Source organism: Brevibacterium renqingii (assembly GCF_017808095.1).
GTDB classification, from domain to species: Bacteria; Actinomycetota; Actinomycetes; order Actinomycetales; family Brevibacteriaceae; genus Brevibacterium; species Brevibacterium renqingii.
Genome location: NZ_JADBHG010000006.1, coordinates 177,859 through 190,189 on the forward strand (window position 1 = coordinate 177,859; position 12,331 = coordinate 190,189).

Annotated in this window: 10 protein-coding genes; 6 read left to right on the top strand and 4 right to left on the bottom strand. The window is 67.1% G+C overall.

Annotation, left to right across the window (positions count from 1 at the left end; genetic code table 11):
• Window positions 1-107 precede the first annotated feature (107 nt).
• The 3 genes from IIE29_RS12665 to IIE29_RS12675 all read left to right on the top strand — a co-directional run bounded on the left by IIE29_RS12665 (window position 108) and on the right by IIE29_RS12675 (window position 2,670).
• The gene (locus IIE29_RS12665) at window positions 108-905 is read left to right on the top strand and encodes a basic amino acid ABC transporter substrate-binding protein (RefSeq protein WP_246475934.1); all 798 of its coding nucleotides are present in this window, start codon (window positions 108-110) and stop codon (window positions 903-905) included.
• 185 nt (window positions 906-1,090) lie between these two features.
• The gene (locus IIE29_RS12670) at window positions 1,091-1,885 is read left to right on the top strand and encodes an amino acid ABC transporter permease (protein WP_209325732.1); all 795 of its coding nucleotides are present in this window, start codon (window positions 1,091-1,093) and stop codon (window positions 1,883-1,885) included.
• A complete protein-coding gene (locus IIE29_RS12675) occupies window positions 1,885-2,670 on the top strand; it encodes an amino acid ABC transporter ATP-binding protein (RefSeq protein WP_216629761.1) in 786 nt (261 codons plus the stop codon). Before IIE29_RS12670 ends, IIE29_RS12675 begins: the two co-directional genes overlap by 1 nt.
• Here the strand turns inward: IIE29_RS12675 and IIE29_RS12680 are convergent.
• Both IIE29_RS12680 and IIE29_RS12685 read right to left on the bottom strand, forming a co-directional pair.
• Window positions 2,667-3,236, bottom strand: coding sequence for a hypothetical protein (locus tag IIE29_RS12680; protein WP_209325663.1), 570 nt, complete (start codon window positions 3,234-3,236; stop codon window positions 2,667-2,669). The genes IIE29_RS12675 and IIE29_RS12680 overlap by 4 nt on opposite strands.
• Window positions 3,237-3,289: 53 nt before the next feature.
• Window positions 3,290-6,103 (bottom strand): aminotransferase class I/II-fold pyridoxal phosphate-dependent enzyme, encoded by a 2,814-nt coding sequence (locus IIE29_RS12685; RefSeq protein WP_209325664.1) that lies wholly within the window; start codon window positions 6,101-6,103, stop codon window positions 3,290-3,292.
• Between the two features lie 173 nt (window positions 6,104-6,276).
• On the opposite strand from IIE29_RS12685, the gene IIE29_RS12690 reads away from it, so the two are divergent.
• Entirely contained in the window at window positions 6,277-7,998 is a 1,722-nt protein-coding gene (locus IIE29_RS12690; protein ID WP_209325665.1) for a thiamine pyrophosphate-dependent enzyme, read from the top strand.
• Between the two features lie 23 nt (window positions 7,999-8,021).
• Window positions 8,022-9,653: an amidohydrolase gene (locus IIE29_RS12695; RefSeq protein ID WP_209325666.1), complete on the top strand. Its 1,632-nt coding sequence runs from the start codon at window positions 8,022-8,024 to the stop codon at window positions 9,651-9,653.
• 10 nt (window positions 9,654-9,663) lie between these two features.
• On the opposite strand, the gene IIE29_RS12700 is transcribed toward IIE29_RS12695, so the two are convergent.
• The gene (locus IIE29_RS12700) at window positions 9,664-11,028 is read right to left on the bottom strand and encodes an aspartate aminotransferase family protein (protein WP_209325667.1); all 1,365 of its coding nucleotides are present in this window, start codon (window positions 11,026-11,028) and stop codon (window positions 9,664-9,666) included.
• 89 nt (window positions 11,029-11,117) lie between these two features.
• Between IIE29_RS12700 and IIE29_RS12705 the strand changes: the two genes are divergently transcribed.
• Window positions 11,118-11,729, top strand: a complete 612-nt coding sequence (locus IIE29_RS12705; RefSeq protein ID WP_209325668.1) for an IMPACT family protein — start codon at window positions 11,118-11,120, stop codon at window positions 11,727-11,729.
• A gap of 33 nt (window positions 11,730-11,762) precedes the next feature.
• Here IIE29_RS12705 and ybaK read toward each other — a convergent pair whose 3' ends face one another.
• Window positions 11,763-12,263, bottom strand: coding sequence for a Cys-tRNA(Pro) deacylase (ybaK, locus tag IIE29_RS12710; protein ID WP_209325669.1), 501 nt, complete (start codon window positions 12,261-12,263; stop codon window positions 11,763-11,765).
• Window positions 12,264-12,331: the final 68 nt, after the last annotated feature.

Consider the following 12,331-nt stretch of genomic DNA (forward strand, 5'->3'; position numbering starts at 1 on the left):
ACAATGTGACTCAGTTCACGATAGGCTCCTTCACAGACACTGCTCAGACACGGACGTCTGCGCGGACCGTTTGCGTGACATCCCGTCACCGATCCTCTGGAGGAACCATGAAACGACGCTCGACCCTGGCCATCGTGGCCGTCGGCGCCATGCTCGCCCTGTCCGCCTGCGGCGGTGGAGGCGATTCCGAACCCGCAGCAACCGCCGAGGGCGGAGTTCCCCTGGTCAAGGAGGGCAAGCTGACGACCTGCACCCACCTGTCCTACCAGCCCTTCCAGTTCGAGAAGGACGGCGAGGTCGTCGGCTTCGACGTCGACATCGTCGATGCTGTGGCGAAGAAGCTCGGCGTCGAGCAGGAGATCGTCAACGTTCCCTTCGAGCCGATCACGGCCGGCGCCTCCTTCGCGCAGGATCAGTGCGATGTGGCGGCCGCGGCCATGACGATCACGCCGGAACGCGAGGAAGCCATCGACTTCTCCGAACCCTACTTCCCTGCCAATCAGGCGATCCTCACCCGTGAGGACAAGACGGCCAAGGACGAAGACGGGCTCAAGGACTTCAAGGTCGCCGCACAGGCCGGAACCACCGGCCTCGACTACGCGACGGAGCACTTCAAGGACGCCGAGGTCGTCACCTATGAGGATCTCCCGCTCTCGCTCGAAGCGCTCAAGAACGGTCAGGCCGACGCGGTCATCAACGACAACGGCGTGCTCTACGACTACGCGGCGAACAACGACGGATTCGCCGTCGGCTTCGACATCGACACCGGCGAGCACTACGGCATCGGCATGAAGAAGGGCAACGCGGAGATGAAGAAGGCCGTGGACGACACCCTCGCCGAGATCAAGGACAACGGAGAGTACGACAAGATCTACGAGAAGTGGTTCGGCGACGCACCCAAGTGATCACCGCTGACGAGGCGGCCGGCTGCGGGCTCTGTCCCGCGGTCGGCCGCGCGTTCGGCTCTCACCACTGCCCCACCGCGTCAGAAGGACAGCACCTCATGTCAACACCTCCTGCGAGCCAGCAGCGCGGCCCGACCGGCCCCACGGCTCCCACCGCCACAGCTGATGCCACACCCAAAGCGAAGATGAGCAAACGGCAGAAGGCCAAGCTCTCCCGCGGCATCCAGTACGCGATCCTCATCGTCATCGCGGTCGTCATCGCCGTCGTCGCCGATTGGCCGACGCTCATCGACACCTTCGGTCGCATCGACATCGCGATCGGCATGTTCCCCGATGTCATCACCAAGGCACTGAAGAACACCGTCGTCTTCACCGGCCTCGGCTTCGTCCTGGGACTGGCGATCGCGATCGTGCTCGCGCTCATGCGACTGTCCTCGGTCGGGGTCTACCGCTGGTTGGCGTTCGTCTACACGGAGTTCTTCCGCGGCCTGCCCGCGCTCGTCGTCTTCCTCGTCATGGGCTTCGGCCTCCCTCTGGCGTTCAAGGGCTTCAACCTCCCTCAGCTCATCATCATCATGATCGCATTGGCGCTCGTCTCCTCCGCCTATATGGCCGAGACGATCCGCGCCGGCATCCAGGCCGTGCCCAAAGGCCAGGTCGAGGCGGCGAGGTCGCTGGGCATGTCCTCCTCACGCGCGATGTTCACGATCGTCCTGCCGCAGGCGATGCGGATCATCCTGCCGCCCCTGACCAACGAGCTCATCCTGCTGACGAAGGACTCCTCGCTGGCCTACATCCTCGGCTCCTCCGTCGACGGCCGCGAACTGACAGCACTCGCGCGAGCCGAGATCGTCAACACCGCGAACCTCACCCCGTTCATCGTCGTCGCGCTCTGCTACCTCGTGATCACGATCCCGCTGTCGTATCTGTCACGAGTGCTCGAGAAGAAGTACGGTTCCGCCGATTCAGGAGTGAAATGATGACGACCTCAGCAACCGCCTCGCTGCGGGAGACCGGAACCCCGATCATCGCGATCAGGAACCTGCAGAAGAGCTTCGGATCGAATCAGGTGCTCACGGATATCAGCCTCGACGTCGACAAGGGCGAGGTCGTCTGCGTCATCGGGCCCTCGGGATCGGGAAAGTCGACGATGCTCCGGTGCATCAACGTCCTCGAGGACCCGACAGGAGGGTCGATCGTCGTCGACGGCATGGACATGACCGACCTCGACCTCGACATCGATGCCGCCCGCACCCGCATCGGCATGGTCTTCCAGTCCTTCAACCTCTTCGGCCACCTCACCGTAAGGGAGAACCTCACGGTCGCCCAGATCAAGGTCCTGCGCCGGTCGAAGGCCGAGGCCGACCGGGTCGCCGAGGAGAATCTCGCGAAAGTCGGACTGTCCGAGAAGATCGATGCCAAGCCCTCGTCTCTGTCCGGTGGTCAGCAGCAGCGTGTGGCGATCGCACGGGCCCTGAGCATGGATCCCGATGTGATGCTCTTCGACGAGCCCACCTCGGCGCTGGATCCCGAGACCGTCGGTGATGTCCTCCAGGTCATGCGCAACCTCGCCGAGGCGGGCATGACGATGGTCGTGGTCACGCACGAGATGGAGTTCGCCCGGCAGGTCGCCGACCGGGTGGTCTTCATGGACGGCGGAGTCGTCGTCGAATCGGGCCCGGCCAAGGACGTCATCGGCGACCCGCAGGAGCAGCGGACGAAGGACTTCCTCGCCCGCGTCCTCCATCCCGGGCAGCTGGGCTAGGCCTGGCGGGTTTCCCACACGAGGTTGAAGATCCGGAAGCCGGCGTTGAGGAGTCTCATGTGCCGTTCGTGGTTCTCACTGCTCGCCCGGTCCGGCCCCTTTTCGTTGAGATAGTACTTGCCGACACCGTGGAATTCCGCGATCACCGGCAGACGTTCGTGCCTGAAGTCGTTGCGCGCGATCCACGTCCCTGACTCGTCGAATGTGTCGGCCTGCGGCTGCACCCCTGTGCTGCATCGGCATCCTCGGCGGGATGCTGTCGTTCCCGGATCCGGATGGTCGGCTATTCGGTGGAATCCCTCTCGGATCACCTCGGCGACGTCAGCGGCGGGAAACGGTGGGTCCAATCCATGGATCACTGCGGCAGAGATGTGTGAGAACACCGCGCCTTGCGGCAGTTCGTCTGCGTGGGAGCGGATGAGGATCTTGAGCTTCTCCGTATTGTCCCGAATATCGCCATAGGTCCGCGGATGCCCGGTCGCAGAGGCTTCATGGACGAGCCGCAGCGGTTCATGCCGCGCCTGAGAACAGCTTCGACGCAGCTTGGCGTCGGGAGCACCAGCCACAACTGGTCCTCCCGACGCTGAGTGGTCCGCTCGGCGAAGGTTCGGGGCGGGCGCTACTCCTGCGGCAGGATCACTCGGTAGCCCAGCTTGGCCTCGTATCCGTGGATCTCGCGGGTGTCGAGTGCCGACATGAAGTCGAGGACCTCGGCGGTGATGATCTGGCCGGGCACGAGCACGGGGAAGCCCGGCGGGTACGGGGTGACGAACCCGGCCGAGACCGGCCGCTCACCGTTCTCGACGCGGCGGCGCAGCTCGTGCGGGAGGACGTGCTCGATGTTCTGCCGCCGCAGACCGGCATAGTAGGCGGTGCGCAGGTCACCGTCGGGAAGCTGCTTGGACGGATCGTCGGCGGGCACCTCGGCGGCGTATTCGGGCGCGAAGGCGCTGAAGTCCGGCAGCGGTGGCATCACCGCGGCGGGCTCGCTCAAGGCGTCCTGCTCCTGCTGTTCGTGCGGGTCGTTGAACCTCCCCGCCAGTTTGACGAGGACCTCGATGAGGTAGGCCACGGCCGACCGGGAAGTGCCGATGTTCGTCATGAACAGCACGGTGTTGCGGCTCGTCTTATTCACCTGGATGCCGTAGCGGTCCATGAGGTGCTCGTGCTTGAACGTATCTCCGTCGACGCCGGTGCCGGAGATCTCGACGGTGATGCGGCTGGGGTCGACGACGAATTCGTCCGTCACCCAGGCGTTCCACATCGTCGCCAGACCGTCGCGCAGCGGCATCGTCCGGTCGGTGACCCGGTAGTCGGCGGGGATCAGGTCCGCGGCGGTGAGCACCTTGAACGTCTTCTTCAGCAGCGGGTGCCGCGCGATCGCCGCGGACAGGCTCATCGCCAGATCGAGCTGCTTCTGCACGAGCGCGAAGCCCTCCATCTCGACCTGCCTGCGACCGAGATCGAGGGAGGCCAGGATCTGGTAGTTCGGAGATGTCGAGGTGTGCGTCATGTACGCCTCGTGGAAGGCCTCCTCCGCACCGGAGGCGAACTCCTGGTCGTAGACGTGGATCATCGATCCCTGCCGCAGAGCGGTCAGCGTCTTGTGGGTCGACTGGGTCGCATACACCCGGATCGTGGCGTCCGGCGGCGGCAGCAGATCCTCAGCCAGCCACACCTCGTCGGGAGCGGGCTGACCGGTCTCGGGATCGAAGAGGCGCTTCTGCTGCTCCCGGTAGGCCGCGGCGTGGGCGTCGGTGGACAGGGTGTCCTCGAGGCGTTCGGCCGCGTACATGGCCGTGCGCTTGCGCGTGACCGGGTGGAATCGGGCGAAGGCGAACCAGGCCTCGTCCCAGAGGAAGACGAGGTCGGGTTTGATGGCCAGGCACTCGGCCATGACCTTGTACGCGTCGTAGACGATCCCGTCGAAGGTGCAGTTGGTCAGAGTGACCATCCGCACCTCGTCGAGGCGGCCGGCAGCCCGGTAGTCGAGCAGGAGCTGCTTGATCCGGCTGAGCGGCACCGCCCCGTAGAAAGCGACGTCGTTGAGCGGGTAGGCCTCGAGGTAGGCGGTGCGGGCGCCGGTGAGCATGAGTGCGTGATGGTGCGACTTGTGGCAGTTGCGGTCGACCATGACGACCTCGTCGGGGGCGACGACGGCCTGGTGGACGATCTTGTTCGCCGTCGAGGTGCCGTTCGTGACGAAGTAGGTGCGTTTGGCGCCGAAGGCGCGGGCGGCCAGCAGCTGCGCCTTCTTCAGCGTGTTCACCGGGGCGAGCAGGGAATCGAGCTCGCCGGAGGTGGCGCTGGATTCGGCGAGTAGCAGGTTGAGTCCGTAGAAGTCGACGAAGTCGCCGATCCACTTCGAACCGACGACAGAGCCTCCGCGGGAGACCGGGAGGGCATGGAAGACTCCGGCCGGACGGCGGGCGTGTTCGCGGATCGCGTCGAAGAACGGGGTGTCGTAGAGGTGCTGGGCGCGACGCAGCAGCGACAGGTGCAGTTCGAACTGGTCTTCGCGGCGGAACACACGGCGGAACCGGTGGGTCAGGGCCCCGGCGAGGCTTTCGATGTGCGCACCGGCCATGAGGTAGAGGTCGAGTTCCGGGCGCAGACCCGCCAATGTGTCGGCCAGCCGGAGCACCCGACGGACCGAGTTGAGCGGACTCATCGGGCCCGTCGGCGCTTCCTTCGTCGACCGGTGCGCGAACTCCACGGCATCGCGCAGATCGCGGCTGAGGACCTCGCGCGTGCGGTCGGTGAAGCCCGGCCGGATGACGCAGGCGAGCAGGTTCGGGTTCGTCAGCGCCGCGGCGACGGCGTCGTCGGCGGTCGGGACGACGACGTAGTCGTAGATGAACTGGTCGGAGGGGTTGCGCAGCTTGAGCAGGTCGGAGTGCAGCTCGTCGCGGCCGCCTTCGGTGGTCTCGTCGACGATGAGCACCTCGAAGCGGGGGCGGGTGTCCTGCCGGTCCTTGAGTTCGGCGCGCTCGTCCTCGGTCAGCTCGTCCTCACCGGTGTCGGGCACGGTGGTCCCGCGCAGTCGGTTGACCGCCCGGGTGATCATGTCATGGGCCCGGTCGAATTCGCCGTTCGAGAGCAGGTCCGTGATCTCCTCGACATAGCGCTGACCGAAGCCGCCCCAGTAGAGCTCCATGGTCCGCAGCGAGCGCAGGGACCGCCAGACCTCGCCGTCCTCGGCGATCATCGAGAAGTCCCCGCCGCTGGCAGCCAGACGCTTGATCGCGAACTTCAGATACTCCCAGGCGTCCGAGCGCAGCCGCCAGGTGCTCGCGGGCATGCCCGGGTCCCGTTCGAGGTTGGCCTTGCGCGGCGTCGACTGGAATCCCGCTCGACCTCGCCTGGCGACGGCATCGGCTTCGGTGATTCCGATCGCCTGCGCCGATGGATGGTCGGAGTCGATGCCGGTCATGCGTGAGCCTCCTGGCTGTCAGTAGTCATTCGTCGCCGACTGACGACGATTCCTGCTCACGGGCTCAGGCGGGAGCGCCGCACTGATTCCGTTGTTGCAAGATCATACGACCTCACACTGTTCGATGCGCCCGGCGGGGACCACATGAGACAAAAGAATGATAAGCATGGGGTATGGACACTTCCGCGTCGCTTTCCGCCGGCCATCTCATCGTCGAGGAGCTCGAAGCCCACGGGGTCCGCCGCGCCTATCTGGTGCCCGGTGAGTCCTACCTCGACGTCATGGACGGCCTCCATGATTCGTCCATCGCCCCGATCGTCTGCCGGCAGGAGGGCGGGGCGGCCTATATGGCCGTGGCCGAAGGGCGGATGACCGGGGTGCCCGGCATCGCCATGGTCACCCGCGGCCCCGGCGCCTCGAACGTCATGGTCGGCATCCACACCGCTTTTCAGGACGCCACCCCGCTCGTCGTGTTCGTCGGCCTCATCCCCACCGACCATCGCGGCCGGGAGTCCTTCCAGGAGTTCGACCTCAACGGCTGGTTCTCCACGACGACGAAGAAAGTGCTCACCCTCGACGACCCCGACAAAGCCGCCGAGGTCGTCGTCGACGCCATGCACACCGCCGTATCCGGCCGGCCGGGCCCCGTCGTCGTCGGTTTGCCCGAGGAAGTGCTGGTCCGTGCCAGCGCCGGGACCGTGCTGCCGCCGCGCGTGCTCGGTTCGGCGTCGCCCTACGCCGGGGATGTCACGGAGCTGCGGGCACGCATCACCGCCGCCGACCGACCCGTCCTCATCATCGGCGGTGAGGACTGGTCGCCGTCGACGTCCAAACGCATCGCCCAATGGTCTCGCGATCGCGGTCTCGGGGTGCTCGGGACGTTCCGCGCCTATGACGGCATCGATCACGACAGCCCGAACTTCCTCGGCATCCTCGGCTACGGTGCGGCCCCGGTGGCCAAGCGGGTCCTCGACGAGGCGGACCTGCACATCTTCCTCGGCTGCGTCCGCACCGATGTGGCCACAGCCGGGTTCACCCTCGGCACCGATCAGCGCACCGTCGTCATCGGCCCCGACGCCGATGCTCACGGACACTTCGGCCGTCTCGACCAGCACATCGTGACCTCGGTGAACCGGTTCGCCCAATCCCTGTTCACCGAGGACGGGTCGCGGACCTATTCGGTCTCCTCCGACGGATCGATCGACGAACCGCCGCTCGGCGACACCCTCTCCGAGGCGGCCGGCCATGCGGTGCCGCTGCCCGAATGGGTGCGCGAGGCCCGGGCCGAACTCGACGACTGGCGGGCTCCGCAGGTCCCCGGACCCGATTCCAGCGATCGCTTCGTCGATATGGACGAGGCGTTCGTGCACGTCAGGCAGCTGCTGCCGAGTGATGCGATCATCACCTACGGGGCCGGGAACTTCTCCGGCTGGGCGACCCGGTTCCTGCCCACCCACGGGTTCCCCTCGGCGCTGGGACCGCGCAACGGCTCGATGGGCTTCGGGCTGCCGGCCGCGGTCGCCGCCGGTCTCGTCCATCCCGAACGGCCCGTGTTCTGCATCGCCGGCGACGGCGACTTCCTCATGAACGGTCAGGAGATGGCCACCGCGGCTCAGTACGGTGCCGACATCACCATCGTCATCAACGACAATTCGGTCTACGGCACGATCCGCGGCCATCAGGATCGTGAGTACCCGGGTCGGGCCCCGGCCACGGCGCTGCAGAATCCGGACTTCGCAGCCATGGCCACGGCCTTCGGCGGACTCGGAATCCGGGTCGAGAGGACCGCCGACTTCCGGGAGGCGTTCGACCGGGCGCTGGCGCACAAGGGCCTGTCCCTCGTCCACTGCCTCACCGATCCGAGCATCCGCGGCGCCCGCCTGCCCCGGGCATGAACCGTCCTGACTAAGGTGGCCTCATGAGAATCGACGCGATCTTCACCGACCTCGATGCCCACACCCTCGACCCCGAGCGGCCGAGGGCCAGCAGGATCGGGGTCTTCAACGGCCGAATCATCGGCTTCGACGAGGACCTCGACGGCGTCGATGCCGACCGGATCGAATCGCTGGGCGGGGCGACGGTGCTGCCGGGCTTCACCGACGCCCACTGCCACACCGCCTGGTTCGGTCTGACTCTGGCCTCCGTCGATGTCACGGCGCTGCCGGGCGGGCTGCCCGACGTCTACTCCGCGCTCGAGGAGGCGGCGGCCGCGACGCCGGCCGGGGAGTGGATCAACGCCACCGGATACGCCCATCGCGACTACGACGGTCAGTACCCCGAGCTGGCCCGCCTCGACGAGATCACCGGCGACCGCCCGCTGTTCATGCGCCAGACCTCCGGCCACGCCGCGATCGTCAACACCGAGGCGATGCGCCGGGCCGGCATCCTGGACCCCGGTTTCACCGAACCGGTCGGCGGCAAGGTCGTCACCGACCCGGCCGGCCACCCGACCGGTCTGCTCGAGGAGACCGCGCAGGCGCTCGTCCAGGACCTCATCCGTCCCTACTCCCTCGACACCCTCGTCGAGGCGATCGACCTCGCCACGGCCTACTATGCGAAGGAGGGCATCACCTCCTTCGGCGAGTGCGGCATCGCCTACGGGTGGATCGGCCACTCCCCCATCGAGATCAGCGCCTATCTGCGTGCCCGCGAAGAGGGCCGGCTGCGAGCCCGGGCCCAGCTGATGCCGCAGGCCGATGGACTGCACACGATCGCGGCGAACTCGGCCGACGGATTCGGCATCGGTCTCGATGCGGGACTGCGCACCGGCCTCGGCGATGATCTCATCTCGATCGGCCCGGTGAAGTTCTTCATGGACGGGGCCCTGTCCGGCGAGACCGCGGCGCTGCGGGAGAACTATGCGGGCAAGGACCATCCCGGCTATCTCCAGGCCGACGCCGAGGTGCTGCGGCAGCAGATCCTCGACACCTACGCCTCGGGCTGGTCGGTCGCCGTGCATGCGATCGGCGATGCCGCCGTCGACGCGGCGGTGGCCAACATCGTCGATGCGCAGAAACGGTTCGGCCGCCGCGCGGTGCCCAACCGGATCGAACATGCCGCCATGGTCCATGACGAGCACCTGGCCACGCTGGCCGAGAACGGCATCGTCGTGACCCCGCAGTCGGCCTTCGCCGAGGGCATCGGCGACGGCATGAATGCTTCCCTGGGACCGCAGCGCCGACATCTGCTCTACCGGGCCAAGTCCTTCCTCGACGCCGGTGTCCTGCTCGCCGGCAGCTCGGATCGGCCCTGTGCCGACGGCAATGTGCTGCGCGGGATCGAAGCCTTCGTCACCCGCGCCACCCGTGACGGCGACGTCATGGGCTCGGCCGCCGAGCGCCTCACCGCCGACGAGGCTCTCGCGGCCTACACCGTGAACGCCGCCGCGGCCTCGGGCCAGGGCGCGGACAAGGGCACGCTGAGCCGCGGGAAGCTCGCAGACTTCGTCGCCCTCGACACCCACCCCGGGCAGGTGGGCCCGACCGAGATCTCACAGATCCCGATCCGCGCCACCGTCCTCGGCGGCAACTTCACCCACGACGCCCGCTGACCCCGCGGGGTCAGCGGGAGAAGTCGAGGTCGGTGAGCACCTTCTCGAAGATTCCGAGTCCGCGTTCGAGGTCCTCCTCGCTGATGTTGATCGGCGGGACCACGTGCAGTCGGTGGTAGTTGTTGAACGGCACGACGCCGTGCTCCTTGAGTGCCGCGACGACCGAGGCGACCTCGGGCGATCCGCCGCCGTAGGGAGCCAGCGGCTCCTTCGTCTCCTTGTCCCAGACGAGTTCGATCGCCCAGAACGCACCCGTGCCGCGGACTTCCCCGACGTGCTTCGAGTTCTCTGCGATCTGCCGCAGCCGGGGCCCGATGATGGTCTCGCCGATGCGGGCGGCGTGCTCGATCATCCCTTCATCAGCCATCGCGTTGATCGTGGCGACGGCGGCCGCGCAGGCCAGGGGATGGCCCGAATAGGTCAGCCCGCCGGGGTAGACGCGCTCGGCGAAGGTCTCGAAGATCGCGTCGCTGATGACCACACCGCCCAGCGGCACATATCCGGAGTTCACCCCCTTGGCGAAGGTGATGAGGTCGGGGACGATGTCGAAGTGCTCGAAGGCGAACCACTTGCCCGACCGCCCGAATCCGGCCATCACCTCATCGGCGATGAGGACGATCCCGTACTCATCGGCCAGTGCCCGCACGCCCTGCATGTATTCGGGGCTGGGAACCATGATGCCGGCAGTGCCGGGAATGGATTCGAGGATGATCGCCGCGATCGTCGCCGGACCCTCCAACTGGATGGTCCGTTCGAGGTGGTGAAGCGCGCGTTCGGTCTCCTCCGCCTCGGTGGCGGCGTGGAACTCGGACCGGTAGAGGAAGGGGCCGAAGAAATGGACGACGCCGGCATCTCCGTGTTCGTTCTCCCAGCGGCGGGGATCGCCGGTGACGTTGACGGCCGTCTGGGTTCCGCCGTGATACGACCGGTAGCGTGAGAGCACCTTGGTCCGGCCGGTGTGCAGGCGGGCCATGCGGATGGCGTGCTCGTTCGCATCGGCCCCGCCGTTGGTGAAGAACACGCGGTCCAGTCCCGCCGGCGTGCGATCGGTGATGAGCCGGGCGGCCTCCGAGCGGGCGGCATTGGCAGTGGCCGGGCTGATCGTGCACAGCAGATCGGCCTGGTCCTTGATCGCGGCGACGACGGCCGGGTGCTGGTGACCGATGTTCGTGTTCACCAGCTGGGAGGAGAAGTCGAGGAACTCCTGCCCGTCACCGTCGACGATCGTCGACCCCTGGGCTCTGACCACGGTCGGAGGATCGATGAGACGCTGCGCCGACCAGGAGTGGAAGACGTGCGCGCGGTCGAGCTCGTGGGCTCGGGCGGCTTCGTCCTTGATCGCTGCGAGATCGACATCGCTGAGCTGGTGCACCATTGTCACCCTTTCGCCGAGGAGGGGCTGGCGGAGCGTGAGATCCGCGCCTGTCAGCTCATCGTAGAACAGATTCGACTACAGTGACGAGCATGTCGTACCGGACCATCGCCACCAGTGTCGAGGCCGAGATCGAGATCAAGAAGTCCCGCTTCCTCGCCCGCCTCTCCCCCGCCGCCGACGAGGGCGAGGCCCGCGCGGTCATCGCAGACTGTCGCGCCGTGCGTCCGAAGGCCCGACACCACTGCTCAGCGTTCGTCCTCGACCCGGATTCGCGCACGCAGCGCTTCAGCGACGACGGCGAACCGGCCGGGACCGCCGGCGCCCCGATCCTCGACGTCGTCTCCGGACACCAGCTGACCTATGTCGTCGCGGTCGTGACCAGGTACTTCGGCGGCACCCTGCTGGGCGCGGGCGGACTCGTGCGCGCCTACGGGCAGGCCGCCTCGGAGGCGGTGGAGCGGGCACGGATCATCACTCGGCACGAACTCGTGCCGGTGCGGGCGGATGTGGACTACGCCCAGGCCAACGCCCTCGAGCGGGCGGCCGGCAATCGGGGCTGGACGACACGAGCCGAATACGGCGGTGAGGTGGGACTCGACGTCCTCGTGCCCCTCGCCGAGGTGGACGCGGCCCTCGAGATGTACGCCGACCTCACCGCCGGGCAGGCAGAGCCGGCCGTCGGTGAGGTCGAATGGGTGTGAGCCGCAGGCTCCATCGTGCGGCGAAGCCGCGACTCAGTCGAGTGTGGCGATCTTGGCCACCTGCGCATTGGTGAGCATGACGAGGTCCTCGGGACGGATCTCGATCTCGAGGCCGCGTCGGCCGGCCGAGACGAACACAGCGGAATGATCGAGGGCGGTGCGGTCGATGACGACGGGCACGGCGTGGCGCTGCCCGAAGGGGGAGACTCCCCCGACGGGGTACCCGGTCCGACGCTCGGTCTCGGCCACACCTGCCAGCTGGGCCTTCTTCGCTCCGCGCGCGGAGGCCAGGCCCTTGAGATCGAGCTGTCCGGAGACCGGGACGAGCGCGGTCACGGGAGAGCCGTCGACCTGGATCATCAGGGTCTTGAATACCTGGTCCGAGCTGACGCCGAGCTTGTCGGCGGCCTCCGAGCCGTAGCGGCGAGTGGAAGGGTCATGATCGAAGCTGCGCAGACTGTAATCGATGCCTGCCAGGTTGAGCACTCGCACGGCCGGGGTAGCCACGCCTGTGGGTTTGGATGCAACTGTCATAAGGGGGTAGTGCCTCCTGCCCGCAAGTTCGCAGGACACAATGGGCGCTGCTGCCCAGGACCGTCGGC